Raw genomic sequence first — 25,485 nt, 5'->3', positions numbered from 1 at the left:
ATCGTCAGCGACCGGGATCGTCCCCGGTCATGGCGTCGAGCTGGATCTCGAAGACGTCGAGCTGGCGCTGCATGGCCGCGAGCGTCTCGGACGAGAACGCCCCGCGCTGCCGCTCGGCCTTGAGCGCCGCCCGCTCGGCGACGAGCTGCGCCCTGCGCACCGCCACGAAGGCGCGGGTCTGCTCCTCGTCGACGTCCTCGCCGATGCCCAGCATCCGCGACGCCCGCTCGACGCGGCGTGCGGGCATCTGCAGGATCTCGTCGCGCATGTCGTCCGACAGCGGCGCTGCGAGCGCAGCCATCTCCGCCGACATCGCCGTGCTGCCCGCCTCGGCGACGCGGCGCGTGAGCTCGAGCAGCTCGGTGCGCTCCTCGACCGTCGAGTCGCGCTGCAGGCGCAGCGCCCGCACGAGCATCGGCAGCGTCAGACCCTGCGACAGCAGCGTGACGATCGCCACGACGAACGCGACGAGCACGAGCGCCGCGTAGTACGGATGTTCGTGCGGCAGCGTCTGCACCGCCGCGACCGTGACGACGCCGCGCATGCCGGCCCAGCCGAGCACCGTGCCGTCGCGCCAGCCGAGCGCCTGGTCGCGCTCGGCCGTCACGTCGTGCTCGCGCTGCTCGAGCCTGCGGCGGAACTGCTCGAGCCTGCCCGAGATGCGGCGATCGCTCGTGTCGGCGAAGCGGTCGTCGGCCTGCTGCATCCGCTGGGTGCTGCGGCGCTGCAGCCGCTCGAGCCTGCGTGCGCGGAATCGGATGGACCACAGCAGCAGCGGCATCGCCGCGAACCGCAGCAGCACGAGCAGGAGCGTGACGAGCAGCCCGACGCCGACGACCTGCCACAGCGACTGCTCCGCCGACTCCACGGCGTCGACGACGGGACGCAGCCGCAGCCCCATGTAGAGGAAGACGGCATGCTCGATGACCATCGTGAACGTGCGCCAGCTCGTCCGCTCGCTCTGCCGCTCGCGTGCCCCCACGCGGCCGGGGCTCGCGTTGCCGACGACGATGCCCGCGACGACCACGCCGACGACGCCGGAGGCGCCGATCTGCTCGGCCGCGAGGAACGCGACGAACGGCACGACGATCGACAGCGTCGTGTCGAGGACGAGGTCGTGGATGCGCGCACGCACGACGACGGCGAGCCAGCCGACGACGAGGCCGACGAGGATCGCGCCGACGACCGCCCACGCGAAGGCGCCGACGACGTCGCCGAGCTCGACCGCGCCGTCGGGGTCGCCCGCGTTGGCCGCGATGCCCACGGCGGTCGAGAGCAGCACGAGCGCCGTGGCGTCGTTGACGAGCCCCTCGCCCTCGAGGATCGTGACGATGCGCGGTGGCAGCCCGAGGCGCTTGCCGAGCGACGTCGCCGCGACGGCGTCGGGCGGCGCGACGACCGCCCCGAGCGCGATCGCGAGCGCGAGCCCGACCGCGGGCCAGATCCACACGACGAGGCCGCCGACGAGCACGGCGGAGACGATGACGAGCACGACCGCGAGCAGCGCGATGACGCGAAGGTTGCGCCGGAAGTCGACGATCGGCACCTGGAGCGCCGCCGCGTACAGCAGCGGCGGCAGCACGACCGTGAGGATGATCTCGGGATCCACGATGATCTCGGATGCGCCGGGCACGAACCCGAGCCCGATGCCGACGACCGTGAGCAGCAGCGGCGCAGCGACCCCGATCCGACCCGCGACGGCCGACACGGCGCCCACGATGACGATGCCGAGGACCGCGATGATCGTGACCTGCTCGGCGAGATGCTGCTCCATACCGGCCTCCCGCAGTCGAGGCTAGCCCCGGAGCCATGGGCGTCCGCCCGACGTAGCCTTGGTGCTCACCCACGACGAAGGAGCCACCATGGCAGTCACGAGCAGCGCGAGCACCGTCTGGAACGGCGGCCTCGCCGACGGGTCCGGCACCACGACCCTCGCCTCCGGCATCGAGACCGCCGTCTCGTGGAAGGCGCGCACCGAGGGCGGCGGGCAGACGACGCCCGAGGAGCTCATCGCAGCGGCCCACGCCTCCTGCTTCTCGATGGCGCTGTCGCACGCCCTCGGCGAGGCCGGCCACGCGCCGAGCTCGATCTCCGCGAGCGCAGAGGTCGGCTTCGTGCCCGGCCAGGGCATCACGGGCTCGGTCCTGACGGTCACGGCGACGGTGCCGGGCCTCGACCAGGCCGAGTTCGAGCGCATCGCCAACGAGGCGAAGGCCGGCTGCCCCGTGTCGCAGGCGCTCGCCGGCATCGAGATCACGCTCGCGAGCGCGACGCTCGAGGGCTGAGCCCCTCGAGGCTCGCTCCGCTCGCACCTCGGGGAGCGGGTGGGATCGGGAGCATCGCCTCCCCCCCACCCGCTCCCCGAGGAGGCCGCGAGCGCAGCGAGCCGCCGTCTCGAAGGGCACCCGGCTACCCTGCCCTGATGCCCACCCGCCGCATCCTCGCCCGCATCGCGGCCCTGGCCGTCGCCTGCGCGACGCTCGTGGGCTGCGCGCCGGGCGCCCTCGACACGCAGCCGACCGCGTCGGCACGGCCGGCCCCTGCATCCTCCGCCCCCGAGCCCTCCGCGACGTCCGAGCCGCCGCGAGCGCTCCTGCTGACGACGCTCGCCGCCTCGGATGCGCTCGCCGTCGTCGATCCCGATGCGCCGGACCCCGTGGTGGCCTCCATCGGGGTGGGGGCTGCGCCCTGGGGCGTCGCCGCCGACCAGGAGGCGCAGCGAGCGTACGTCGCGACGGCGGAGGGCCTCGCGATCGTCGACCTCGCGTCGATGACGCGCACCGCGCTCGTGCCCTTCCAGCACCAGCCGCAGGCCGTGACGTTCGGCGAGTACCGCGATGGCGGCCTCGGCATCGCCGTCTCGCCCGACGGCTCGACCGTCTTCGTCGCCGTGCATCGCTGGCCGGATCCCGCGTGGCTCGAGGTCTTCGACGTCGCCTCCGGCGCGTTCACGGGCTCGGTCGAGGTCGGCGTGCGCCCGTTCGACGTGCTCGTCGACCCCGCCGGCGCCTGGGTCGCGACCGTCGACCACGACACGTACGGCGTCACGGTCGTCGACGTCGCGACGCTCGCGACCCGCAGGATCGAGGTGGCGCCGTTCGGCGACCTCGGCTTCGCGTCGTGGGAGAAGCCGCACTACGGCATCGTGACGGCGTCCGGCACGATCCTCCTGCCGTTCCAGGGCCAGGCGATGGTCGAGGTCGACCCCCTCGCGGGCACGTCGACGATCGCGCCGCTCGCAGCGCAGACCCATCAGCACGGCGTCGCGCAGGTGCGCGACGACTCGGCGATCGACGGCACGACGCTCGTCGTGGGCACGGGCGCGTTCGGCTCGGCGACGCAGGGGCCGAGCCTCGAGATCCTCGCGCCCGACGGCGCCGACGTCGTCGTGCCCCTCGCGAGGCTCCATGAGACGGTCGTGCCGTGGCGCGCGGACGGCGACGACGCGTGGTCGGCGGTGCTCGCCGGCGGCTACACGCGCGACGGCTGGTGGGACGGCCTCACGATCGTCGACCTCGACACGCTCGCGCAGCGCGAGGTCCCCGTCGCCGGGCGGCCGCAGGCGATCGTCGCGGTGACGCTGCCCTAGTCGAAGGAGGCCGTCGAGACGTTGCGCTGGTAGTCGAAGACGATGCTCGTGCGCGTGGAGGCCACGGTCGCGTCGCCCGAGAGGTGCTCGACGACGAATCGGCGCATCTCGGACGAGTCGCCGACCGCGACGTGCACGATGAAGTCGTCGACGCCGCCGAGGAAGAAGACCTGGCTCACCTCGGGCAGCGCGCGGACGCGCTCGGAGAACTCCGTGATGCTCGCCTGCCGCGCACCGGGCCGCAGCGTGACGTGCACGAGCGCCTGCAGCCCGTGGCCCATGCGCTCCTGCCGCACGACGGCCTCGTAGCCGGCGATGACGCCGCGCTGCTCGAGCCTGCGCACGCGGGCGTGGACGGTCGACTCGGCGAGGCCGACGGCGCGCGCGAGCTGGCGATTCGTCGCGCGCGCATCCCTGCGCAGCACGTCGAGGAGGTCGAGGTCGGTGGCGTCGAGGGCGTCGTCACGCTGCAGCATCCGCGCTCCGCATCGGTCGAGGAGGGGCATCGCACGAAGGATTCCGCCGATCCGGCCACGATAGCGCTGGATGCTTCGGCGGACCTTCCGTCTCGCGCCACTTCCTCCCATGCTGGTGGCACCGGCAGCAGCGCCGCGGCCGGTTCGACGAGAGGTTCACCATGCGCATCGCCGTCCCCGCCGAGATCAAGCCCAGCGAGCAGCGCGTCGCCATCACGCCCGCGGGCGTCGACGCCCTCGTCGCGCACGGCCACGAGGTCTGGATCGAGCAGGGCGCCGGGGTCGGCTCGCGCATCCCCGACGAGGCGTACGTCGCCGCCGGCGCGCGCATCGCCGCCGACGCCGACGAGGCGTGGCAGCGCGGCGACCTGCTGCTCAAGGTCAAGGAGCCCATCGAGCCGGAGTTCGCCCGCATGCGCGAGGGCCAGGTGGTCTTCACGTACCTGCACCTCGCCGCCGCGGCCGACACGGCGCACGCGCTCGTCGCCGCCGGCACCACCGCCATCGCCTACGAGACCGTGCAGCTCGACGACCGCTCGCTGCCGCTGCTCGCCCCCATGAGCGAGGTCGCCGGCCGGCTGTCGATCGTCATGGGCGCGCACCACCTCATGGGTCCTGCGGGCGGGCGCGGCATCCTCCTCGGCGGCGTCCCCGGCACGCGTCGGGCGAAGGTCGTCGTCATCGGCGGCGGCGTCGCGGGCGAGCACGCCGCGCGCAACGCCGTCGGCCTCGGCGCGGACGTCACGGTCATCGACCTCTCGCTCCCCCGCCTGCGACAGCTCGAGGCGTCGTTCGGCACGACCATCCAGACGCGTCACTCGTCGCGGCTCGAGATCGCCGACCAGGTCGCCGACGCCGACCTCGTCATCGGCTCGGTGCTCGTGCCCGGCGCCGCGGCACCGAAGCTCGTGACGGATGCGATGGTCGCCACGATGCGGCCGGGCTCGGTGCTCGTCGACATCGCGATCGACCAGGGCGGCTGCTTCGAGGGATCGCGCCCGACGACGCACGCCGATCCCGTCTTCGCCGTGCACGACGCGCTGTACTCGTGCGTCGCGAACATCCCCGGCGCCGTGCCCGAGACCTCGACGCGCGCGCTCACGAACGCGACGCTGCCCTACGTGCTGCGCATCGCCGACCTCGGCTGGGAGGCTGCGGCACGGGCCGACGGAGCCCTCGCGCGGGGCGTGAACGTGCACGCGGGCGCCATCACGAACCAGGGCGTCGCCACGGCGCTCGGCGTCGAGGCCGTGCCGGCGCTCGCCTGACGATGGGCGCGGGCCCGCGGCACGTCCTGCGGGCTCCCGGGCGTACCGGCGCGTCGGTGGCCGCGGCTAGCCTCGGCGCATGACCTTCGCGAACGTGGGCAGCCTCGGCGCCCTCCCCGGCCGACGCGACGAGCTCGTCGCCATCCTCACGCGCCCGAGCGCCGACCTCGCGGCCGCCGGATGCCTGCGCTACGACGTCGGCGTCTCGGACGAGCATCCCGACGCCGTGCTCGTCGTCGAGCTCTGGGTCGACGCCGCGTCGCATCACGCCTCGCTCGGGCTCCCCTCGGTGCGCGCCGCGATCGAGGAGGCGATGCCGCTGCTGTCGGGCGAGATGGGCGGCTTCCGCTTCGACGTCGTCGGGTCGCCGCTCGACGGCGTCGGCATCGCGTGACCCGCTTCGCCATCGACGGCGGCACGCTCGTCCGTCTCGCGGAGTCCGAGCGGCCGCTCGCCGACGGCCACGCGCTCGTCGGGCGCGGATCCCTGCGCAGCGACGCGATGGCGATCCTCTATCGCGACGTGCGCGCGGGCACGCGGTCGGAGGCCGAGGCGAAGGCGATGCTCGAGCGCGTGACCGCCATCCGCGTGCGCCTGCTCGGCGATCGCGTCTCGCGGTCCACGGCGTGGTCGATCGCGCGCGAGCAGGGCCGTGCCGAGATCGGCGACGCCGAGCACCTCGCCGTCGCGCGGCTGCAGGCCGACGCGCTCGTCACCGACGACGACGCGCTCGCAGCCGCGGCCGACGGCGTCGTCCCGCTCGCGCCCTTCGAGGATCTCCTGCGCTGAGGCGAGGCCGGCGCAAGCCCGCTCGGCATGCCGGAGCACCGTGCCAGCATGGACGCATGGCCGACCTCTTCGCGACCCTCGACGTGCTCGTCGAGTCCTGCCCCATCGTGATCGACCGGGCGAAGGGCTCGACGCACCCCGTGCACGACGACGTCGTCTACCCGGTCGACTACGGCTACCTCGACGGCACGACCTCGGGCGACGGCGACGGCATCGACGTGTTCCGCGGCTCGGCCGAGGGCACGGGCGTCGTGGGCGTGACGATCTCGGTCGACCTCGGCAAGCGCGACGCCGAGGTCAAGGTGCTGCTCGACTGCTCCCCCGCCGAGGTCGACGCCATCCGCGCGCTCGCCGTCGACCGCCTCGACGTCGGCGCGATCGTGGTGCTGCGCCAGCCCTGAGCCGCCGGGCCGGCGAGATGTGCTCGGCAGGGCCGCAGCAGGCCTCCCGCGAGCACGGCGTCCCGCACAGGCGCACATCTCGCCGACCATCCCGGGGGCCGAGATGCCCGGCGGCTCGCGCCGCGGGCGTGAGGCATCCTCTCGGCGTGACCGACGACGACCTGGAGCGACGCCACGGCGTGGTGCCGACCGCACGCCTGGTCGGCCTCGGCTGGACGAGCCATGCGATCGCCTCGGCGACCAGGGCGGGCACCCTCGTCCGCCTGCGGCCGGGATGGCTGGCGCGCCGGGATGCGCACCCTCGGGTGGTCGTCGCCGTGCGCGCCGGCGGGTGCCTCTCGTGCGCGGATGCCCTGCGGCTCCATGGAGCCTGGGTGCCGGAGCGGCTCGGCCGCGGCCACGTGCGCCGCAGCCGACGTGCGCGCACCTCCGGACGTGGAGGCTGCCTCCCGCATGGTGCGATGCCGCCGGTCGATCGCGCGATCGACGACGTCGCCACCGCGTTCCGGTGCCTGCTGCGATGCGGCGAGCCAGAGGACGTGACGGTCGTCGCCGACTCGCTCCTGCACCTGCGGCTCGCGACCCGCGATGAGCTCGAGACGTGGTCGGCCACGGCGCCGGCGCGGATGCGGCGAGCCCTCGATCGGGTCGACGTCGCCGAGTCGGGCCTCGAGAGCATGGTCCGCCTGCGGCTGCGGAGCCGGAACGTGCGCGTGCGCACCCAGGTGCGGATCGAGGACATGCGCGTCGACCTGCTGGTCGGCGACGTCCTCGTCGTCGAGTGCGACGGCGGCGAGCACCATGCGACGTGGGCCGCGCAGGCCGCCGATCGCGCCCGCGACCGTCGGCTCACGACCCTCGGCTTCACCGTCGTCCGCCTGACGTACGGGCAGATCGTCGACGACTGGGATGCCGTCGAGGCCGACCTCCTGTCGCTCGTGCGACGCCGGGCGCACCGAGCGCGCGGCGAGATGCGCGCCTGAGCGGGTCGTCACGGTCGCATGGGCCGCGGCTGCCCGCTCAGGCGCGCATCTCGCCGTCGCTCAATAGGCGCGCGCGTACTGCGCAGGTGCCCAGTCGACCTCGACGCCGAGCTCGCGGGCCCAGCGGATCGGCAGGTGCGGGTCGCGCAGCGCGGCGCGCGCGACGCGCACGGCGTCGACGCCGGAGTCGACGATCGCCTGCGCCTGCTCGCCCGTCTCGATGAGGCCGACGGCCGAGGCCGGCACCGCTGCGGCCGCGATGTGCTGCGCGAGGTGGGCCTGGTAGCCGGGGCCGACGGGGATCGCGGCACGCACGAGGCCGCCCGAGGAGGCGTCGACGAGGTCGGCGCCCGCCTCCTGCGCCCAGGTCGAGATGGTCGCGGCGTCGTCGGCCGTGAGGCCGCCCTCGGTCCAGTCGGTCGCAGAGAGGCGCACGACGATGGGCATCGTCGGCAGCGCGGCGCGGATGGCCCGCACGACCTCGAGCAGGAGCGTGGCCCTGCCGTCGAGGTCGCCGCCCAGCTCGTCGTCGCGCGTGTTCCACAGCGGCGAGAGGAACTGGTGCAGCAGGTAGCCGTGGGCGCCGTGCACCTCGACGAGGTCGAAGCCCGCGTCCGCGGCGCGCACCGCGCCGGCGACGAACGCGTCGACGACGTCGCGGGCCTCGTCGACGCTCAGCGCACGTGCGTCGGCGAGCCCCATGACGGATCCGGCCGACGACGACACCGTCTGCCACCCGCCATCGGCGATCGCGAGCGAGCCGGAGCCCGCGTCGGGCCCGAAGGCGGGGCGCGTGGAGGACTTCGCACCCGCGTGCGCGAGCTGGATGCCGATCGCCGCGCCGCGCTCGTGCGCGAAGTCGACGATGGGGCGCCACGCGTCGCGCTGCTCGTCGCTCCAGATGCCGGTGTCCTGCCGCGAGATGCGCCCCTCGGGGACGACGGCGGACGCCTCGACGACCAGCAGGCCCGTGCCGCCGGAGGCGAGGGCGCCGTAGTGCACGCGGTGCCACGCCGTGGGGACGCCGTCCAGCGCATCGACCGAGTACATGCACATCGGCGCGATCCAGATGCGGTTGCGCAGGGTCAGCCCGCGGATGGTCATGGGGTCGGTGATCGACGGCATGGAGCTCCTCGTGTTCGGTCCACCTGGTCCAGCGCACCAGGCGCTCGCGCATTCCCCGCCTGCGCCGGACGCGCGTCCGGGGCGTCAGCCGGCCGCGACCTCGTACCGGTCGAGCCCCTCGCCGAAGTCGACGCGCACCGTCACGACGACGAACTCCTCGGGCTGCTCGATCGGGCGGCGGATGCTGACCTCGAACGTCAGGGCGTAGGGATCGCCCGGTCGCAGCCGCCCGTCGATGGCGAAGACCTGGAACGGGTCGGCCGCGTCGCGCTGCTGCAAGGCAGGGCAGCCCTCCGCGGGCGCGACCGCGCAGCCGCGGACGAACGCGAGCGCGCTCGCCTCGACGTCCGCGTCCAGCTGCGGCGTCGTGTCGCTCGTCCACCGGACGCTGCCGGACGACGCCGTGACGACGAGGCCGTCGAGGTTCGCGACGACGAGCTGCGCCGGCGAGCGGACGGCGACGTCGTAGCGGCCGGGCAGGAGCCAGACCGCGCGCTCGCCCCGGGTGATCGCCGTCTCGACGGGCTCGCCCGCGACCTCCTCGACGAGCAGGGTGCCCGGCTGCAGCCGCACGGGCACCGCGAGGCCCTGCGTGACCGACCATGCGTCGCCGACGCGCTCGAGCACGAGGCGCGCCGGCTCCGACCGTCGCTCGACGCGCACCGAGCAGTCGACGATCGCGACGTCAGCGCCCAGGCGCGGCTCGTCGCAGTCGACCGCCGCCGGACCCGCCGCGACCACCGCCGCCGCGACGAGCGCGGTCGAGGCGACGGCCTCGTCGAGCGCGGCGACGAGCCCGCCGCTGGCTGGCGCGCCGGACTCGACGGTCGCGAGGTAGGCGTCGAGCGTCTGCGCGACGTCGTCGCGCGCCGTCGCATCCCGCACCGAGTCGATCGCGACCACGCCGGCCGCGGCCACGACGACGCCCACCGCGAAGGCGAGCGCAGGCAGGCGGAGGCGCCGCATCGTCGCTCGCGCGCGCTCGCGGCCAGACGCCGGAGGCGGAGGCAGGGTCGGGTCGACGATCGCAGCGGAGGTCGCGGCGTCGCTCGCCGCCGGCGCGCGCATCGCCGCATCGGCGGTCGCGAACGCATCCTCGGCCGCAGGCGCGCGAGCCGCCGCGGAGGGAGGCGCGGGCACGTCGAGCGCGCCGGTGCTCTCCGGCATCTCGAAGTCGGGCATCCTCGCCACGATCGACCTCCCCGCGCAGGCTCGACGCTACTCGGCGGCGCGGCCGCGAGGCATGTGCAGCGCCGCCGCGCATGGCCGACGCATGGGAAGCCCACGGGATCCGCGTCTACGCTCCTCGGATGCCCTCCACCGTCCGCCGCGCCGCGTGATCGCCGCGATGCTCATCCCCTCGGCGTCGGCGGGCATGACGGTGCTCGCGGCCTTCGCGATCCTCGGGCCCCTGGTCGCGTGGTGGCTCGCCCCACGACGACGCGTCGCCAGCGCGCTCGCCGTGCTCGCCGCCGTCCCGATCCTGCTGCTCACGCTCTCGCCGACGCGGCGCTCGATGACGATCGGCTGCGCCATCGACTGGAGCCCGCAGCTCACCGCCGCCGAGCCCCTCGCGAACGTGCTGCTCTTCGTGCCGTTCGTGCTCCTGCTCGCCGTGGCGACGGCCCGGCCGCTGCGCGCGCTCGCCGCAGGCGTCGGCCTCTCCCTCGGCATCGAGCTCGTGCAGGCCGTCGTCACGCCGATCGGTCGCTCGTGCGACACGAGCGACTGGATCGCGAACACGGCCGGCTCGGTCATCGGCGCGACGCTCGCCGCCATCGGCCTCGGGCTCGCGCGGTGGCAGCGGCGCACGGCCGTCGACGACGATCGCACCGTCCGCGTCGACACCGAGCCCGTCTCGCACCGCTAGCCCGCGGCGGTCGGCGACGTCGCCGTCAGCCCGCCGCGTCCGCAGCCTGCCGGGCGAGCCTGCGGAACCCGTCGACGAGCTCGGGCGGCTCGACCGACGACATCGATGCATCGAAGCGCGCGAAGGAGGCGGCGAGCGCCAGCCACGACCACGAGCCCATCGTGAGCCGCGTCGCCGGAGCGTCGCCCTGGGCGGCGAGCTCCTCGACGACGCCGTCGCCGTCGCTCGCGAACGGACGGACGCGCGCGGCCGGCAGGGCGAGCACCACCGAGCCCCGGCACGGCCACGCCGTACCCTCCGTCGCACCGCGCGACCGCGCGAGCACGAACGACCGCGCATCGCCTCCCGGCACCTCGCGGCGAGCGAAGCGCACGCCCGTCGCCGGCAGCGGCGCGATGCGGTCGACGCGCAGGAGGCGCCAGCGATCGCGGTCCGGGTCGAAGGCCACGAGGTACCACCGCCCGTTCGCGGCGACGACCCCGTGCGGCTCGATGCGCCACGACGGACCCGCTCGACCGTCGTAGACGATGCGCAGCACCTCCCCCGCGCGGTCGGCCGCCGCGACGGCGAGCAGCACCTCCGGATCGACGGCGACCGCACCCGCGGGTGCGAGCGACGACACCTCGAGTCCGTCGACGCGGTGGCGCAGGTGCACGGGCAGCACCTGCCGCACGGTCGCGAGCGCCCGCAGCGCGTCCTCGGCGACGACGCCCGAGACCGACGCGGTGCGCAGGGCCACCGCGAGCGCGACGGCCTGGCCGTCGTCGAAGCGCATGGGCGGCAGCTCGGCGCCGGCCTCGAGCCGGTAGCCGCCGTCCGGGCCCTTCGTGGCATGGATGCGGTAGCCCATCGCGCGCAGGCGATCGACGTCGCGCCGCACGGTGCGGGCGCTCACGTCGAGCCGGTCGCGCAACGTCGCACCCGACCAGTCGCGCCGCGTCTGCAGCAGCGAGAGCAGCTGCAGCAGACGATCGGTCGGCGAGGACATGCTCGATGATACGTCGTAGTAGCGGTCACGATCTGACCGCTAATGCCGACATCGTGGAACGCATCGACGGGGCACCCTGCTCCGCGACGAACGGAGCCCATCGTGTCCATCACCGTCACCCCGCACCTCAACTTCCGCGGCACCGCCCGTGCCGCCCTCGAGCACTACCGCGACGCGTTCGAGGGCGAGCTCGTCATCGTGACGCACGCGCAGTCGTACGGCACCACCGACCCTGCGGAGGCCGACCTCGTCGGCTACGGCATCGTCACGGCGCCGTCGGGCTTCCGCGTCATGGTCTTCGACGTCCCCGCCGAGCGTCCCTACGATCCCGGCATCACGCCCGCGTTCGTCTCGGCACGAGGCACGGACGCCGACGAGCTCGCATCCGCGTGGGAGCGACTCGTCGACGGCGGCGACGTCATCGTGCCGCTCGCCGCGTCGCAGTGGTCGCCGCTCTCCGGCATGCTGCAGGACCGGTTCGGCGTCACCTGGGTGCTCGACCTCGAGGTCGCCTGGGGCTGAGCCGCTACGGCCGGGCGGCCCGCGCGTCCGCCAGGATGCGTCGGGCCCGCTCGGCCACGGGCGCGTCGACGAACTCGCCGCCGTCGAGCGCGATCGCGCCGCGGCCGGCAGCCTCCGGCGCCGACCACGCCGCCTCGACGCGCGTGGCCCATGCGATCTCGTCCTGCGTCGGCGTGAAGGCGGCGAGGATCGGGGCGAGCTGCCTCGGGTGCAGCGCCGTGCGGCCGCGCATGCCGAGCGCCGCACCGTCGCGGCAGCTGCGGACGAGGCCGTCCTCGTCGTCGAGCCTCGGGTAGACGGACATGGGCGGCGCCGGGAGGTCGTGGGCGAGCGCCGCGAGCACCGTGGTCACGCGGATCTGGTCGATGGCGGCGCGCGCGGAGATGCGCGTCTCGGTGAGCAGGTCCTGCTCGCCGAGCGCGATGCCGTGGATGCGCGGATGCGCGGCGATCTCGTCGAGCCGCAGGAGGCCGCGCGCCGACTCGACGAGCGCGTAGAGCGGCACGTCGGCGTCGCCGAGGAGCGCCGCGGCCCGGTCGACGTCGGCGGCGCCCTCCACCTTCGGCAGTCGCACGCCCGCGAGGCCCGCGGCATCGGCGAGCGCCCGCAGGTCGTCGTCGGAGCGGGGAGAGCCGAGGCGGTTGACCCGCACGTGGAAGGCCGCGGGCGTCTGGGCCAGCGTCGGCGCGGCCGCGAGCACCGCCTCGCGGGCGGCATCCTTGCGATCGTCGCGGACGGCATCCTCGAGGTCGACGATCACGACGTCGGCCCCGCTCGTCGCCGCCTTCTCGAACCGCTCGGGGCGATCGCCGGGCACGTAGAGCCAGGTGATCGGATGCTCCACGCTCATGCGACGCATCGTATCGGCGGCCGCGATCGAGAGTGCACAGGCTACCCGGTACCGACAGGGCCTCCCGCCGCCATGGCGAGCCTGCTCTGATGGAGGGGTCGGCCAGGGAGCACGAGGGCGCACCACGCCCCGAGCCCGGCCGGCGACCGCATCCGAGATCCATTGGAGACCACCATGCGCACCGTCGACGCCTACGCGGCCACGTCCGCCACCGACCCCCTCGTCAAGACCACCATCGAGCGCCGCGACGTCGGCGCGAACGACGTGCTCATCGAGATCGCCTACGCCGGCATCTGCCACTCCGACATCCACACCGTGCGCGGCGAGTGGGGCGACATCGCCTACCCGCAGGTCGTCGGCCACGAGATCGTGGGCGTCGTCGCCGAGGTCGGCTCCGACGTCGCGAACCACGCCGTGGGCGACCGCGTCGGCGTCGGCTGCATGGTGAACTCGTGCCGCGAGTGCGAGAACTGCCTCGCGGGCGAGGAGAACTACTGCCTGAAGGGCAACGTCGGCACGTACGCGGCCGTCGACCGCGACGGCACCGTCACGCAGGGCGGCTACTCGACCCACGTCGTGGTCGACGCCGACTTCGTGCTGCGCGTGCCCGAGTCGATCCCGTACGAGGCGGCCGCGCCGCTGCTGTGCGCCGGCATCACGACCTACTCGCCGCTGCACCACTGGAAGGCCGGCCCCGGCGTCAAGGTCGCCGTCGTCGGCATGGGTGGCCTCGGCCACATGGCCGTGAAGATCGCCGCCGCCATGGGCGCCGAGGTCACGGTGCTCTCGCAGACGACGAGCAAGCAGGACGACAGCCTGCGCTTCGGCGCCTCCGCGCACCACGCGACGAAGGACGAGGCGACGTTCGAGACGCTCGCGAACAGCTTCGACCTCATCGTCAACACGGTGAGCGCCGTCATCGACCTCGACGCGTACCTGGGCCTGCTGCGCCGCAACGGCACCCTCGTGAGCGTCGGCGCCCCGCCGCAGCCGCTGCCCGTCCAGGTCTTCTCGCTCTTCGCAGCGCGTCGCTCGTTCGCCGGCTCCGGCATCGGCGGCATCCGCGAGACGCAGGAGATGCTCGACTTCTGCGCCGAGCACGGCATCGCGCCCGAGATCGAGCTCATCGACGCCGACCAGATCAACGAGGCCTACGAGCGCGTGCTCTCGAGCGACGTGCGCTACCGCTTCGTGATCGACGCCGCCACGATCTGATCGCAGCACGACGATGCCCCGGCCACGCGGCCGGGGCATCGTCGTGTCCGGGCGAGGTCAGCGACCGCTCTGCGCCGCGAACACCTCGTCGTAGGTGCCGTCGGCGGCGGCGAACCGCTGACGGCGCACGCGCTCGACGAGCACCTGCGGCGCATCCGGCTGCGTCTGGAGGATGTCGACCACCTCCGCCACGAAGTCCTCGAGCGGCAGCGCGTGGTCGTTGTCGGTCCCCTCGCCGCGCAGCCGCGTCCTGGTGAGCGGCGGGGCGATCTCGACGACCTGCACGCTCGTCTCGCGCAGCTGCTCGCGCAGCGCCTCCGTGTAGGCGTGCACGCCCGCCTTCGTGGCCGAGTAGGTGGGCGTCGCCGCGAGCGGCACGTAGGCGAGCCCGGAGGTGACGGTGAGGATCGTGGCTGCAGGTCGGGTGCGCAGGTGCGCCAGGAAGGCCTCGACGAGCCGGATCGTGCCGAGCAGGTTCGTGGCGATCGTGCGCTCGGCGACGTCGAGCGCTCCGGGCTCGCCGATCCGCTCGAGCTCCATGATCCCGGACATGGTCACGAGCGCGTCGAGGTCCGGATGCGCCGCCACGGCGTCTGCGGCGAGGGTGGCGATGGAGGTGGGGTCGGTGACGTCGACCACGAGGCCGTCGATGCCGTGCTCGTCGCGGATGGCGTCGAGCCGGTCGCGCCGGCGGCCCGCGACGACGACCGTCGCGCCCGCCTCGCGCAGTCGCAGCGCGAGCGCCAGGCCGATGCCCGAGGTGCCGCCTGCGATGAGGATGGTGCTGCCGGGGATGCGCATGGGTGCTCCTTCGTCCTGGCAAAGCGCTGATCTCGGCTTCGCGTTACCGTCGATAACGGTATGCGACGAGCGATTGTCGTGCAAGCCGATACCGCGATTCGGTTAGCATCGTGCACATGGCGCCCGTCGACACCCGCACCCGCATCCTCGACGCCGCAGGAGCCCTCCTCGACGCCGGCGGCCGCGACGCCGTCACCACGCGAGCCGTGAGCACCGCCGCCGGGGTGCAGCCGCCCACGATCTACCGCCTCTTCGGCGACATGGCGGGGCTGCTCGACGCCGTGGCCGCCGCGGGCTTCACCGACTACCTCGGGCGGAAGCACGCGATGGCCCTCACCGACGACCCCGTCGCCGACCTGCGCGTCGGCCACGAGATCCATGTGCGATTCGGGCTCGAGCATCCCGCGCACTACCTGCTCATGTACGGTCGCCCGGATCCCGAGCACGAGACCGACGCGGCGCGCGCCGGCCACGAGCGCCTGACGATGCTCGTCGCACGCATCGCCGCGGCCGGTCGACTCGTCGTCAGCGTGCCGACCGCGGTGGCCATGGTGCAGGCGGCCGGCACGGGACTGACGCTGCAGCTCATCGCCACGCCGCCCGAGGAGCGCGATGCGACCCTGTCGAGCCGCATGCTCGAGAGCGTGCTCGCCGCGATCACGGGCGATCGGGCGGAGGAGCCCACGACGTCGGCGTGGGCCGCGAGCCTGCTCGGATCGCTCGACGACCTCGGCGGCGTGCTCACGCCGGGCGAGCGCGCGCTCGCCGCCGAGCTGCTGCGACGCGTCGCCGACGCACGCTGACGCCCCCCCTTGCGCATCGCGGGACGCAACGGGGTCGCGCTCGCCCGCGCACGGGAGGAGCGTGGAGGCATGAGCGAATCGACCCCGCAGCAGACGCCGTCCGACCCCGACATGCCGATCGAGCCGGACACGGCCGAGCCGGCGCCCGAGGCTCCCGACGTCGAGCAGCCCACCGACCCCACCGCCCCCGGCATCGGCGAGCCCGAGGCCGACGGCCCCATGCAGTTCGCGACGGCCGCGGTGGGCGGCCCCGTGCGGTCGGCGCTCGACGGCCCGGTCACGTCGGAGCTCGACGGCCCGCGCGAGCTCGACGAGGCCGTGGAGCGCAGCGAGCGCGACTGACGTACCGGCCGGCGGGCATGCGGAAGGGGCCGACGGCCAGGTCGACCCCTTCGATCGGTGCTCTCGCGAGCGACCGGTTCGCAAGCCCCTCAAGGCCGCACCATCACGCTACGGCGAACCCCCGACGTTGGCGATGGGCAGAACTCCCCATGTCACCCACGGTGGACGCACGGCATGATGCCTTGCCTCGATCGGCACAGCGGGCACGGAGCCGAGACCCGCGGAGACCAGGAAGGCCACCTGCTCTCGCAGGTGGCCTTCCACTGTCTCAACACAGTGCGCGCCCGGAGGGATTCGAACCCCCAACCTTCTGATCCGTAGTCAGATGCTCTATCCGTTGAGCTACGGGCGCATGGCCTCGAAGGCCGTGGACAAGCATACGTGACCACGGCCCCTCGGCGCGAATCGGCGTGGCGCGAGCCACGCCGCGATCACAGCGGGGTGATGTCGGAGGCCTGCGGACCCTTCTGGCCCTGCGTCACCTCGAACTGCACCTTCTGGTCCTCGTCGAGCGTCTTGAAGCCCGACGAGTTGATCTGCGAGTAGTGCGCGAAGAGGTCTGCGCTGCCGTCGTCCGGGGTGATGAAGCCGTAGCCCTTGCCCGAGTCGAACCACCTCACGGTCCCAGTGGCCATGAGTCTCCCTGTCCTGCCGTGGCGCTGCGTCCGATGCACGGCCTTCGCCGTCGGCCGGGCGGCGGGCAGCCCCTGTCCCCCGCTCGGCGTGCTCTCACGGTAGCGAAGCCATGTCGCGAGTTCGAGCGAGGTCGATGCCGATCTCATAACGGTCTCGGACACGCGCGCGAGCGACGGCCGCCGGCCGTCAGCGGTGCCTGAAGTCCGGGTCCCGCTTCTCGCGGAAGGCGGCCATGCCCTCCTTCTGGTCGTGCGTGTCGAACTGCGCGGCGAAGGCGTGGCGCTCGAAGCGGAGGCCCTCGGCGAGCGACGTCTCGAGCGCGGCGTCGAGCGCCGCCTTCGCCGCGTAGAGGCTCGGCAGCGACTTCGCGGCGATGCCGTCGGCGATGGCGGCGACCTCGTCGAGCAGGTCGTCGGCGGGCACGACGCGCGAGACGAGCCCCGCGCGCTCGGCCTCCTCGGCGCCGATGAGCCGACCGGTGAGCACCATGTCGGCCGCCTTGTAGAACCCGACGGCGCGCACGAGCCGCTGGGTGCCGCCGATGCCGGGGATGACGCCGAGGTTGACCTCGGGCTGCCCGAAGCGCGCGGAGTCGGCGGCGACGATGAGGTCGCACATCATCGCGAGCTCGCAGCCCCCGCCGAGCGCGTAGCCCGAGACCGCGGCGATGACGGGCGTGCGGACGGCGGCGAACCGCGGCCACAGGCCGAAGGGGTCGTCGACGAGCCAGTCTGTGCCCGTCTTCGACTCCATCTCCTTGATGTCGGCGCCGGCGGCGAAGGCCTTCGCGGACCCGGTGAGCACGATGGCGCCGATGCCCGTGTCGGCGTCGAAGGCCGTCGCGGCCTCGACGATCTCGCGCATGATCTGCGCGTTGAGGGCGTTGAGGGCCTCGGGGCGGTCGAGCGTGATCCAGCCGACGCGGCCTCGGGTCTCGACGCGGATGGTCTCGGTCACGGGATGCTCCTCACGATCGGCAGGGGAAGGTCGAGGTCGCCGCCGGGCGGCGGCGAGAAGTAGGCGTCGACGAGCGCGTCGTCGACGTCGGCGAGGGTCGCCGGCTGCCAGCGAGGGTCGCGATCCTTGTCGACGAGCTGGGCGCGGATGCCCTCGGCGAGGTCGTGCGTGCCGATCGCGTGCGCGACGATGCGCAGCTCCTGGGCGAGGGCGGCCTCGAGGCTCGGCAGGTCGGCGCCGCGTCGGCGCGCCTCGGCCGCGACCCGGAGCCCGGTGGGCGACTTGGTGCGGATGAGGGCGGCGGTCTCGCGGTCGGCGTCGCCGCCGGCGTCGAGCGCGGCGAGCACGCCCTCGACCGTCGGCGCGTCGAAGGCCACGGGCACGTCGTCGCCCGCACCGCCGGCGGGCTCGGTCGCGAGCGCGGCGAGCGCCGCATCCGGGTCGTGCTCCTCGAGCGATGCGAGCAGCTCGTCGAGGCGGTGCGAGGGGATGTGGTGGTCGGCGAGACCCGCCCGGATCGCGGCGGCGGGCCCGACGGGCTGGCCCGTGAGCGCCATCCACGCTCCGACGCGGCCGGCTGCGGGCCGCGAGAGCAGCCAGGAGGCGCCGACGTCGGGCGCGAAGCCGATCGTGACCTCGGGGAAGCCGACCCGGCTGCGCTCGGTGACGACGCGATGCGAGGCATGACCGCCGATGCCGATGCCGCCACCGAGGACGACGCCGTCCATCAGCGACACGACGGGCTTCGGGAAGCGCGCGACGGCGGCATCCATGCGGTACTCGTCGCGGAAGAACCGCAGCGGGCCCTCGTCGTCGCCGTCGAGGATGGCCCTGCGGAGGCCGACGACGTCGCCCCCGGCGCACAGGCCGCGCTCGCCGGCGCCGCGGATGACCACGGTGGCGACGCCATCGTCGTCACGCCATGCGTCGAGCGCGTCGAGCACCCCGAGGACCATCGCGTGCGTGAGGGCGTTCATGGCCGCCGGCCGATCGAGGGTGATGACCCCGACGCGACCGCGGCGCTCGACGACGACGTCTTCGCTCATGCGCCCACGCTACCGACCGCGAGGCGCGGCGCCAGGGGTCAGAGGATCGGGGCCTGCTGCTTGCCGGCGGTGATCTGCTCGGCCTCCTGCTCGCTCACGAGCACGAGGCCGCGCGTCGAGTTGGCCATCTCCATGAGCGCCTCGAGCCAGACGCCGTTGAGCTGCGGCACCCGCGACCCAGCGAAGCGGAACTCGAGCGGGATGGACGGCGACATCCAGATGGAGACACGGCCCGAGCCCGCGTTGGCATCGACCGCCCACGAGAGCAGGAACGACTCCTGGCGGCGCAGCTTCGCCGCCACGACCGCCTTGACGTGCGCGAGCATGCGGTCTTCGATCTCGTACTGCGTCGATCCGGCGTAGGTGAGGTGGCCCATGCTGCTCATCCTACGAACTACCACCGACTTTCAGATAATTCAGTGGGAACCGTCAAGGAAGCCGTTGCTGCGATGCAACTAGTTCGCCAGGCTAGGCATCGACCAGTTCGTCAGACGAGCGAACGACGAATCATCCTCACTCGCCTCCTCGCGGACGGGTCCGCGGGGCCCTCCCGCAACCCCGTTGCTCACCCACCGCAGGACCGATGAGATGTCTGGTGACGACGAGGAGCGACATGGGACGCCTGCACTACGGCGACGACGGCACGACGGCACGCCTGGACGACGACGACCTGGAGCACCTCGAGGTCGTGATCGTGAACAAGCTGCGCCGCGCCGAGCCCTTCCTGCTCACGGTCGAGTCGACGGATGCGCTCGAGCCGACCGTCGCCTTCTGGATCCACGAGCACGCCGACCTGCGCTTCGCGTTCGACCGCAAGGAGGCGGCGCCGACGGATCGCACGCGTCTCGAGCACATGATCCAGCAGGCGTCCTCGACGGCGGGGCTGCACCTCCGCGCGGTCTGATCGGGAGATCGGCACCGGTCGGCACCGGTGCCGGCTGCTCCCGGCTGCACACATGTCCCCCGTGCGCAAGGCATGGTGCGGACGTCACCCGTACGGTGTGCTAGGCCCAACGGGGAACACACGCGCTCGTCATCTCGACGGACGCCACAGTGCCTCCTCTTCGCAGTCAGGTGGCCGCATGGCCCGCACGCACTCCGCCCGTCTCGTCCGAGGGGGCATCGCGCTGGCAGCAGCGTCGGCGATCCTCCTGTCGGCAGCGGCACCCGCCTCCGCCGACACCGTGATCGACGGCCCCGTGCCGTTGCTCACGGCCGAGCGGTTCGCGATCCTCGCATCGCAGTCGATCTCGAACACCGGCCCGTCGGTCATCTCGGGCGACGTCGGCCTCAGCGCCAACGGCCCGTCGTCCGTGACCGGCTTCGACGGTCAGGGGCTGACGCTCGAGGGCGAGCAGGTCTTCGGCTCGGACGCCGTCACCGCCAACGGCCACGCGCGACAGGCGTTCAACTCCGCCGCGAGCCTCACGCCGACGGACACGGGCGTCGTCATCACCCAGCTGGACGGGCTCACGCTCTCGCCGGGCACGTACGCCGGCGGCGCGGTCGACCTCGCCGTCGGCGGCGACCTGACGTTCGCCGGCTCGGACCGGTCCGTCTGGGTCATGCAGGTCGAGAGCGCGCTGACGATCAACTCGAACAGCACGATGCTCTTCACGGGCGGCGCCAGCGCGTGCAACGTGCTGTGGCAGGTCGGCTCGTCGGCCACCATCGGCAGCAGCGCGGACTTCGTCGGCACCGTGATCGCCGAGTCGGACATCACGCTCGTCACCGGGGCCGACGTGCAGGGCCGACTGCTCGCCCTGAGCGGCTCGGTCGTGCTCGACACGAACACGATCCAGGTGCCCGCGTCCTGCCCGACGACGGGCACGGTCTCCGAGACCACGGTGCCGAGCATCACCTCGCCCGCACCGCCGGACGGCACGGTCGGCACGCCCTACTCCTTCACCGTCACAGCCGACGGCACGCCCGCACCGACGTACACCGTCGAGGGCGCCCTGCCCCTCGGGCTCACGATCGACACCACGACCGGCGTGATCTCCGGCATCCCGACGACTCCCGGCGCCACGACGTTCACCGTCGTCGCCGACAACCCGGACTCGGACGACGACTCCGAGACCTACACCGTCACGATCACCGCAGCCCCGCCGGTGAGCTCGCCTCCGGTGACGCCTCCGGATGCGTCCGCGCCGCCGTCGACGCCCGGCCAGCCGACCGCACCCGCACCGACGGCCACGGCACCCGGCGCCGGCGTCCCCGGTGGCGGTGGCGGAGGCGACGGCGACGACAGCAGCACCCGTGGGCAGCTGCCGCAGACCGGTACCTCGCCGATCGGCATGCTCGCAGGCCTCGCGCTCGCGCTGATGCTCGTCGTCGCCGGTCTCGTCGTCGCCTCGCGCAGGGGCCGTCCGACGTCGGCGATCCGCAGCAGCTGAGCCGGGGCGCCTGCGGCGTCCGCCGTGTCGCATCGCGACGCGGCGGACGCCGTTCGACCGTCAGGTAGTTCGCGGTCGGAACCATCCCCGAGTCCGATGCTGCATGATCTCCGAGGGGCGCGATCCGCCGCCCCACGGTGGAGCACTGCGACTCCTCGGTCGAGAAGGAGCACGGTGGCGAGGCCCGAGCTGGCGAGCACGGACGAGATCGGCGTCCACGGCGTCGCCCAATCCCTGGAGGAGCTGCGGCTCGCGGAGGCGCGCCTGGAGCGACGCCATCAGCGGCAGTCGACGCTCGCGCCGCGCGATCGCGCGGCCGTCCGCTACATCTTCGAGCGCGCGGACGACGGCGACCCTGCGTCGCCGAAGGAGCTCGCCGACCATCTCGGCATCTCGCAGTCGGCCGTCACGGCGCTCGCGACCCGGCTGGTCGCGGACGGCATCATCGTCACGCGCGTGCACACGAGCGACGGCCGTCGCAAGCTGCTCGTGCCGATGAACCGCAACGACCACATCGATGGTCAGGACCCGCTCACGGACAGCATCCGCCGCGCGGTCGCCGAGCTGAGCGACCACGAGGCCGAGATCGTGCGCGACTTCCTCGAGAACCTGCGCGACATCGTGGACCGAGCGGGCTCGGACGCGAGCAGCACGCCGACGCCGGACGAGTGACAGCGCCGCCATACGGCGCCCGACAGAAGAGCGAGGAGCGATCGATGGAGACGTACCTGCAGTGGTCGAAGCAGGGGCTGAGCGTGCACGGCACCCATTCGAGCGAGGAGGCCGCCGAGATGTGGCGCCGGCATGTGGAGCGCAACGTCGCCGCCGAGGCGCAGGACGGCGTGCGGCTCTCGGCCGAGGACTGGGATGCGGCGGACCGGCTCTGGACGCTGCCGCCCGACGACACCCTGCTGACCGAGCAGCAGCAGGACGACGGCAAGCCGGCGCTCCTGCTGCGTGGCCTGCCCGACGTCTTCTCGATCGTCGGCAGCTAGGAGCGAGCCCGCCGCAGGGCGCCGAGTCCACGCCGTCTGACGCTCCTCGTCCGCGAGCGCAAGGGGCTACGGCTGCCCGCGCACGTCCTCCGATACTTGCCTCCACGCGATGCGAGAGAGGGCGGGGATGGGGACGTTCGAGTACGGGCACGAGCGGAAGCGGATCGACGACGCCGATCTCGCGCTGCTGCAGGATCTCGTCGCGGTCATGCTCCGTCGAGGCACGCCCTTCCTCCTGTCGTTCCAGCACGAGCACGACGGACGCGACTCGCTCTGGGTGCACCCCGAGGCACCGATGCGGTTCCAGTTCGACGGCGAAGCGCCGAGCGGCACGGACCCGCTGCACCTTGACCTCATGACGGCCTACGCGCGATCGGACGAGGGGGTCACGATCCGCGTCTCGCAGTGGGCCTGATGCCGTGCACCGTCAGCGCGGTCGGTGTCGCCGACGCTGCATCGAATGGGCGAGCACGCGCAGCCGCGTCCTGAGCCGTCAGGCCTGCGCGAGCCGACGGAGCGCATCGTGGGCCGCCCGTTCGCTGAGGCCGAGCCGAGCGACGAGGAAGGTGCGGGCGATGATGACGTCGCCGCGCAGGTAGGCGTCGTAGGCCGCCTCGGCCTCCCTGGCGAGCGCCGGCGTCACCTCGCCCTGCGCGCCCAGCTCGTCGGCGAGGTCGCCGGCGGTCGTCACCCTGAACGCCCGGGCGATCTGCGGTGGCAGCAGATGCGACGCGTACGATCCCAGCTCCATGACAGCCCCCATCCGTCGGTCCCGCCGACGTCGAGCCCATCGCTTGCCATGTGCACCCCCGTGCTCCGCACCAGACTCAGCCAGGTCCAGGCCGAGAGGCTCGAAGCAGGTGGATCGCGGATGTCGAGCGGACCCATGGCTGCGTCCGCTCGCTCAGCATCCCGCATCCTCGAGCAGATGCTTCTGTCGCAGAAGCGCGATCCGCACAGCGTGCATGCGCCGGGCCTGGGCGGGCATGTTCGCGTCGTCCGCAGCGGTCCTGCGATGCTGCAGTCGGCGCTCGCAGCGACGGATGCTGCCACGCCGAGGAAGGAGCCCCATGCGCACCCACCCCGAGCCTCCTCGCCACGTGCCGCTCGTCCACGTGACGCGAGGAGCGATCGTCGAGAGCGTGCACCACGGGTCGGTCGTCGCGATCGACGCGTCTGGCCGGTCGGCCCTCGTCCACGGCGATGCCGCGACGCCCGTCTACCCCCGCTCGTCGCTCAAGCCGCTGCAGGCGACCGCCATGGTCCGCGCGGGTCTCGACCTGCCGCCGCGCCTGCTTGCCCTCGCGGGCGCCAGCCACTCCGGCGCAGCGATGCACCGCGAGGGTGCGCGCGCGATCCTCGCCATCCACGGCGTGCCCGAGGAAGCCCTGCGCAACGCCGTCGACCTGCCGCTGGGTGCCGCGGAGCGCGAGGCCTGGCTGCGGGAGGGCGGCGAGCGCACGCGCATCGCGCAGAACTGCTCGGGCAAGCACGCGGCGATGCTCGCGACCTGCGCCGTCAACGGCTGGGACCTCGAGGGCTACCTGCTGCCGCAGCATCCGCTGCAACTGGCGATCCGCGTCGCCGTCGCCGAGCTGTCGAGCGAGGAGCCCGACGCCTCGACCGCGGACGGCTGCGGGACGCCGCTGTGGGCCATCTCCCTCGCGGGTCTCGCCCGGGCCTTCGCGCGCATCGTCTCCTCGCCCGAGGGCACGCCCGAGCGACGCGTCGCGGACGCGATGCGCGCACATCCCGACATGGTGGGCGGCGACGGCCGCGACGTCACCGACCTCATGCTGCACGTGCCGGGGCTGCTCGCGAAGGACGGCGCGGAGGGCGTGTACGCCGCGGCGCTGCCGGACGGACGTGCCGTCGCGCTGAAGATCGCCGACGGCAGCGAGCGAGCACGCCTGCCCGTGCTCCTCGACGCGCTGGCGTCCTTGGGCGTCGACGCGTCCGGCGTGCAGCGACCGGCCCCCGTCCTCGGCGGAGGCCAGCCCGTCGGCGAGCTGCTCCTGGCGCCGAGCGCGACGCGACCCGTCCGCTAGTCGCGACGAGCCGGGGGACAGCCCGGTACTCGCAGGTCCTGGCGCCCCGGCCGCCACTCCGGGACAGTGGATCGAGTGAGGCAGCAGATCGGCATGCAGATGCGGACCGCGCCGAGGCTCCCGGCCCGTTCGGAGCCTCGATGAGGCGTCGACGCGGCATCGCGCTCGCCCTGGCCTCTGCGACGGCCGCGCTGCTCGTCGCCGGCGTCGCGGGCGGCCATGTCGTCGCGACGGCGACGCCTCCCGACGTCGAGGGCACGACCTCCTCCCTCGTGGCGACGACCGGCACGCCCGACGTCGCGTGGCCGGTCGGCGTCGGCGCGAGCGCCTTCTCCGTGCCGCAGCTCGCGGGCGCGGAGGGTGCGGATGGCGCGACCGCGCCGCTGCCGATCGCGAGCATCGCGAAGCTCGTCTGCGCCCTGCTCGTCCTCGAGCGCTTCCCGCTGGCGGACGGCGACTCCGGCCCGTCGATCATGCTCACCGCTCCCGACGTCGCGGCGCTCGGCGAGATGCGCGCGCTCGCCGCCTCGACGCTGCCGATCGCGGACGGCGACGTCGTCACGCAACGACAGTTGCTCGAGGCGTCGATGCTCGTCAGCGCCGGCAACGCCTCCATGAGCCTCGCCCACTGGGCCTTCGGCAGCCAGGAGGCATACGTGGCGGAGGCGACCCGCTGGCTGCAGGAGGAGGGGCTCGAGGGCATCACGGTCGTCGACGCCTCGGGCATCGGCGCCGGCAACGTCGCCACGCCCGCCGCGCTCCTGGGCCTCATGGCGCGCGTGGACGCGTCCCCCGTGCTGCGCGCGATCACGGGGATGACGCAGACCGACCTGCCGAGGCTCGGCCTCGTCTCGAACACGAACGGCGCGCTCGGCATCGCCGGCATCGACAGCGGCAAGACCGGGTCGCTCGACGAGTCGGGCCGCACGGTGCTCGTCGGCGCGACGGTCGTCGTCGGCGGCGTCGACGTGCGCATCCATGCGGCGCTGCTGGGCGTGCCTCGCGAGGTCGACCGCGACGCCGCGATCGCCGGCCTCGTCGCGAGCGTCGCCGCGAACCTCAGGATCACCGACCTCGTCGCCGAGGGCGCGCCCGTCGCGACCTACGCGGGACCGTGGGGTGAACGCGTCCTGCTGCACGCGAGGGAGTCGGCGTCGCTGCTCCTGTGGCCCGGGCAGGCCGTCGAGCTGCGCGTGACGGTGCCGCCCGACCTCGCCGTCGGCGAGGAGGCCGCCGGGTGGATCGACGTCGTCGCCGCAGGCGAGACGATCCGCGTCCCGGTCGGCACCCGCGACACCCTCGCGGGCCCGGATCTGGGCTGGCGCCTCGACCACGCACCCGAGGTGCTGGGCTGGGCGATCGGCGGGCGACGCTAGCGGCGACCG

At 73.6% G+C, this 25,485-nt stretch carries 31 protein-coding genes and 1 tRNA gene; 19 read left to right on the top strand and 13 right to left on the bottom strand.

The window, feature by feature from the left end:
* Positions 1–4: 4 nt before the first annotated feature.
* On the bottom strand, positions 5–1,774 hold the full coding sequence (locus ABD249_RS02185) for a cation:proton antiporter (RefSeq protein ID WP_344339822.1): 1,770 nt from the start codon (positions 1,772–1,774) through the stop codon (positions 5–7).
* A gap of 88 nt (positions 1,775–1,862) precedes the next feature.
* Here ABD249_RS02185 and ABD249_RS02180 point away from each other — a divergent pair, with 88 nt between their 5' ends.
* The gene (locus tag ABD249_RS02180) at positions 1,863–2,285 is read left to right on the top strand and encodes an OsmC family peroxiredoxin (protein WP_344339821.1); all 423 of its coding nucleotides are present in this window, start codon (positions 1,863–1,865) and stop codon (positions 2,283–2,285) included.
* Positions 2,286–2,422: 137 nt separating this feature from the next.
* Positions 2,423–3,589, top strand: a complete 1,167-nt coding sequence (locus ABD249_RS02175; RefSeq protein WP_344339818.1) for a YncE family protein — start codon at positions 2,423–2,425, stop codon at positions 3,587–3,589.
* Here the strand turns inward: ABD249_RS02175 and ABD249_RS02170 are convergent.
* Complete coding sequence (locus tag ABD249_RS02170) at positions 3,586–4,065, bottom strand: Lrp/AsnC family transcriptional regulator (protein WP_344339816.1); 480 nt, start codon at positions 4,063–4,065, stop codon at positions 3,586–3,588. The genes ABD249_RS02175 and ABD249_RS02170 overlap by 4 nt on opposite strands.
* Positions 4,066–4,226: 161 nt before the next feature.
* Here ABD249_RS02170 and ald point away from each other — a divergent pair, with 161 nt between their 5' ends.
* From ald to ABD249_RS02145, 5 genes are all read left to right on the top strand, one after another.
* Positions 4,227–5,333: an alanine dehydrogenase gene (gene ald, locus ABD249_RS02165; RefSeq protein WP_344339813.1), complete on the top strand. Its 1,107-nt coding sequence runs from the start codon at positions 4,227–4,229 to the stop codon at positions 5,331–5,333.
* Between the two features lie 79 nt (positions 5,334–5,412).
* Positions 5,413–5,727, top strand: a complete 315-nt coding sequence (locus tag ABD249_RS02160) for a putative quinol monooxygenase (protein ID WP_344339812.1) — start codon at positions 5,413–5,415, stop codon at positions 5,725–5,727.
* Positions 5,724–6,122, top strand: coding sequence for a hypothetical protein (locus ABD249_RS02155; protein ID WP_344339809.1), 399 nt, complete (start codon positions 5,724–5,726; stop codon positions 6,120–6,122). The genes ABD249_RS02160 and ABD249_RS02155 overlap by 4 nt, the downstream gene beginning before the upstream one ends.
* A 56-nt stretch (positions 6,123–6,178) precedes the next feature.
* The gene (locus ABD249_RS02150) at positions 6,179–6,523 is read left to right on the top strand and encodes an inorganic diphosphatase (protein WP_344339806.1); all 345 of its coding nucleotides are present in this window, start codon (positions 6,179–6,181) and stop codon (positions 6,521–6,523) included.
* Between the two features lie 539 nt (positions 6,524–7,062).
* Positions 7,063–7,506, top strand: coding sequence for an endonuclease domain-containing protein (locus ABD249_RS02145; protein WP_344339804.1), 444 nt, complete (start codon positions 7,063–7,065; stop codon positions 7,504–7,506).
* A 60-nt stretch (positions 7,507–7,566) separates the two neighbouring features.
* On the opposite strand, the gene ABD249_RS02140 is transcribed toward ABD249_RS02145, so the two are convergent.
* Positions 7,567–8,631: an oxidoreductase gene (locus ABD249_RS02140; RefSeq protein WP_344339801.1), complete on the bottom strand. Its 1,065-nt coding sequence runs from the start codon at positions 8,629–8,631 to the stop codon at positions 7,567–7,569.
* Positions 8,632–8,715: 84 nt separating this feature from the next.
* Positions 8,716–9,813, bottom strand: a complete 1,098-nt coding sequence (locus ABD249_RS02135) for a hypothetical protein (RefSeq protein ID WP_344339798.1) — start codon at positions 9,811–9,813, stop codon at positions 8,716–8,718.
* 154 nt (positions 9,814–9,967) lie between these two features.
* Between ABD249_RS02135 and ABD249_RS02130 the strand changes: the two genes are divergently transcribed.
* Positions 9,968–10,501 (top strand): VanZ family protein, encoded by a 534-nt coding sequence (locus ABD249_RS02130; RefSeq protein WP_344339795.1) that lies wholly within the window; start codon positions 9,968–9,970, stop codon positions 10,499–10,501.
* Positions 10,502–10,526: 25 nt separating this feature from the next.
* On the opposite strand, the gene ABD249_RS02125 is transcribed toward ABD249_RS02130, so the two are convergent.
* Complete coding sequence (locus ABD249_RS02125) at positions 10,527–11,489, bottom strand: helix-turn-helix transcriptional regulator (RefSeq protein ID WP_344339793.1); 963 nt, start codon at positions 11,487–11,489, stop codon at positions 10,527–10,529.
* Positions 11,490–11,591: 102 nt separating this feature from the next.
* Here ABD249_RS02125 and ABD249_RS02120 point away from each other — a divergent pair, with 102 nt between their 5' ends.
* Positions 11,592–12,011, top strand: a complete 420-nt coding sequence (locus tag ABD249_RS02120; protein ID WP_344339790.1) for a VOC family protein — start codon at positions 11,592–11,594, stop codon at positions 12,009–12,011.
* A 4-nt stretch (positions 12,012–12,015) separates the two neighbouring features.
* Here ABD249_RS02120 and ABD249_RS02115 read toward each other — a convergent pair whose 3' ends face one another.
* Positions 12,016–12,861 carry an HpcH/HpaI aldolase/citrate lyase family protein gene (locus tag ABD249_RS02115; RefSeq protein ID WP_344339789.1) on the bottom strand — a complete coding sequence of 282 codons (846 nt, stop codon included), beginning with the start codon at positions 12,859–12,861 and terminating at the stop codon, positions 12,016–12,018.
* 174 nt (positions 12,862–13,035) lie between these two features.
* On the opposite strand from ABD249_RS02115, the gene ABD249_RS02110 reads away from it, so the two are divergent.
* Positions 13,036–14,076: an NAD(P)-dependent alcohol dehydrogenase gene (locus tag ABD249_RS02110; RefSeq protein ID WP_344339787.1), complete on the top strand. Its 1,041-nt coding sequence runs from the start codon at positions 13,036–13,038 to the stop codon at positions 14,074–14,076.
* Between the two features lie 57 nt (positions 14,077–14,133).
* On the opposite strand, the gene ABD249_RS02105 is transcribed toward ABD249_RS02110, so the two are convergent.
* Positions 14,134–14,877 carry an SDR family oxidoreductase gene (locus tag ABD249_RS02105; protein ID WP_344339786.1) on the bottom strand — a complete coding sequence of 248 codons (744 nt, stop codon included), beginning with the start codon at positions 14,875–14,877 and terminating at the stop codon, positions 14,134–14,136.
* Positions 14,878–14,993: 116 nt separating this feature from the next.
* Here ABD249_RS02105 and ABD249_RS02100 point away from each other — a divergent pair, with 116 nt between their 5' ends.
* Both ABD249_RS02100 and ABD249_RS02095 read left to right on the top strand, forming a co-directional pair.
* The gene (locus ABD249_RS02100) at positions 14,994–15,680 is read left to right on the top strand and encodes a TetR/AcrR family transcriptional regulator (RefSeq protein ID WP_344339784.1); all 687 of its coding nucleotides are present in this window, start codon (positions 14,994–14,996) and stop codon (positions 15,678–15,680) included.
* Between the two features lie 69 nt (positions 15,681–15,749).
* On the top strand, positions 15,750–16,022 hold the full coding sequence (locus ABD249_RS02095; protein WP_344339783.1) for a hypothetical protein: 273 nt from the start codon (positions 15,750–15,752) through the stop codon (positions 16,020–16,022).
* Between the two features lie 279 nt (positions 16,023–16,301).
* On the opposite strand, the gene ABD249_RS02090 is transcribed toward ABD249_RS02095, so the two are convergent.
* The 5 genes from ABD249_RS02090 to ABD249_RS02070 all read right to left on the bottom strand — a co-directional run bounded on the left by ABD249_RS02090 (position 16,302) and on the right by ABD249_RS02070 (position 19,038).
* Positions 16,302–16,374, bottom strand: a tRNA-Arg gene (locus tag ABD249_RS02090).
* A 79-nt stretch (positions 16,375–16,453) separates the two neighbouring features.
* Complete coding sequence (locus ABD249_RS02085; protein ID WP_344339782.1) at positions 16,454–16,657, bottom strand: cold-shock protein; 204 nt, start codon at positions 16,655–16,657, stop codon at positions 16,454–16,456.
* A gap of 187 nt (positions 16,658–16,844) precedes the next feature.
* On the bottom strand, positions 16,845–17,615 hold the full coding sequence (locus tag ABD249_RS02080; protein WP_344339779.1) for an enoyl-CoA hydratase-related protein: 771 nt from the start codon (positions 17,613–17,615) through the stop codon (positions 16,845–16,847).
* A complete protein-coding gene (locus ABD249_RS02075; protein WP_344339778.1) occupies positions 17,612–18,661 on the bottom strand; it encodes an enoyl-CoA hydratase/isomerase family protein in 1,050 nt (349 codons plus the stop codon). The genes ABD249_RS02080 and ABD249_RS02075 overlap by 4 nt, the downstream gene beginning before the upstream one ends.
* 38 nt (positions 18,662–18,699) lie before the next feature.
* Positions 18,700–19,038 (bottom strand): DUF7882 family protein, encoded by a 339-nt coding sequence (locus tag ABD249_RS02070; RefSeq protein ID WP_344339775.1) that lies wholly within the window; start codon positions 19,036–19,038, stop codon positions 18,700–18,702.
* Between the two features lie 236 nt (positions 19,039–19,274).
* Between ABD249_RS02070 and ABD249_RS02065 the strand changes: the two genes are divergently transcribed.
* The 5 genes from ABD249_RS02065 to ABD249_RS02045 all read left to right on the top strand — a co-directional run bounded on the left by ABD249_RS02065 (position 19,275) and on the right by ABD249_RS02045 (position 22,467).
* Positions 19,275–19,565, top strand: coding sequence for a DUF7882 family protein (locus tag ABD249_RS02065; RefSeq protein WP_344339774.1), 291 nt, complete (start codon positions 19,275–19,277; stop codon positions 19,563–19,565).
* Positions 19,566–19,743: 178 nt separating this feature from the next.
* Positions 19,744–21,057: an ice-binding family protein gene (locus ABD249_RS02060; protein ID WP_344339771.1), complete on the top strand. Its 1,314-nt coding sequence runs from the start codon at positions 19,744–19,746 to the stop codon at positions 21,055–21,057.
* Positions 21,058–21,231: 174 nt separating this feature from the next.
* The gene (locus ABD249_RS02055; protein WP_344339768.1) at positions 21,232–21,729 is read left to right on the top strand and encodes a MarR family winged helix-turn-helix transcriptional regulator; all 498 of its coding nucleotides are present in this window, start codon (positions 21,232–21,234) and stop codon (positions 21,727–21,729) included.
* A 44-nt stretch (positions 21,730–21,773) separates the two neighbouring features.
* Positions 21,774–22,052 carry a hypothetical protein gene (locus ABD249_RS02050; protein ID WP_344339766.1) on the top strand — a complete coding sequence of 93 codons (279 nt, stop codon included), beginning with the start codon at positions 21,774–21,776 and terminating at the stop codon, positions 22,050–22,052.
* A gap of 127 nt (positions 22,053–22,179) precedes the next feature.
* Entirely contained in the window at positions 22,180–22,467 is a 288-nt protein-coding gene (locus ABD249_RS02045; protein ID WP_344339764.1) for a DUF7882 family protein, read from the top strand.
* Positions 22,468–22,545: 78 nt separating this feature from the next.
* On the opposite strand, the gene ABD249_RS02040 is transcribed toward ABD249_RS02045, so the two are convergent.
* Positions 22,546–22,803: a hypothetical protein gene (locus ABD249_RS02040; protein ID WP_344339761.1), complete on the bottom strand. Its 258-nt coding sequence runs from the start codon at positions 22,801–22,803 to the stop codon at positions 22,546–22,548.
* Positions 22,804–23,122: 319 nt separating this feature from the next.
* On the opposite strand from ABD249_RS02040, the gene ABD249_RS02035 reads away from it, so the two are divergent.
* The gene (locus ABD249_RS02035) at positions 23,123–24,100 is read left to right on the top strand and encodes an asparaginase (RefSeq protein WP_344339759.1); all 978 of its coding nucleotides are present in this window, start codon (positions 23,123–23,125) and stop codon (positions 24,098–24,100) included.
* A 140-nt stretch (positions 24,101–24,240) separates the two neighbouring features.
* Positions 24,241–25,476, top strand: coding sequence for a D-alanyl-D-alanine carboxypeptidase family protein (locus tag ABD249_RS02030; protein WP_344339757.1), 1,236 nt, complete (start codon positions 24,241–24,243; stop codon positions 25,474–25,476).
* The last annotated feature ends 9 nt before the right edge of the window (positions 25,477–25,485 follow it).

The organism is Agrococcus versicolor (assembly GCF_039531815.1).
GTDB lineage: Bacteria > Actinomycetota > Actinomycetes > Actinomycetales > Microbacteriaceae > Agrococcus > Agrococcus versicolor.
The sequence above is the reverse complement of the archived record's forward strand: the minus strand, read 5'-3'. Positions and strand labels throughout refer to the sequence as shown.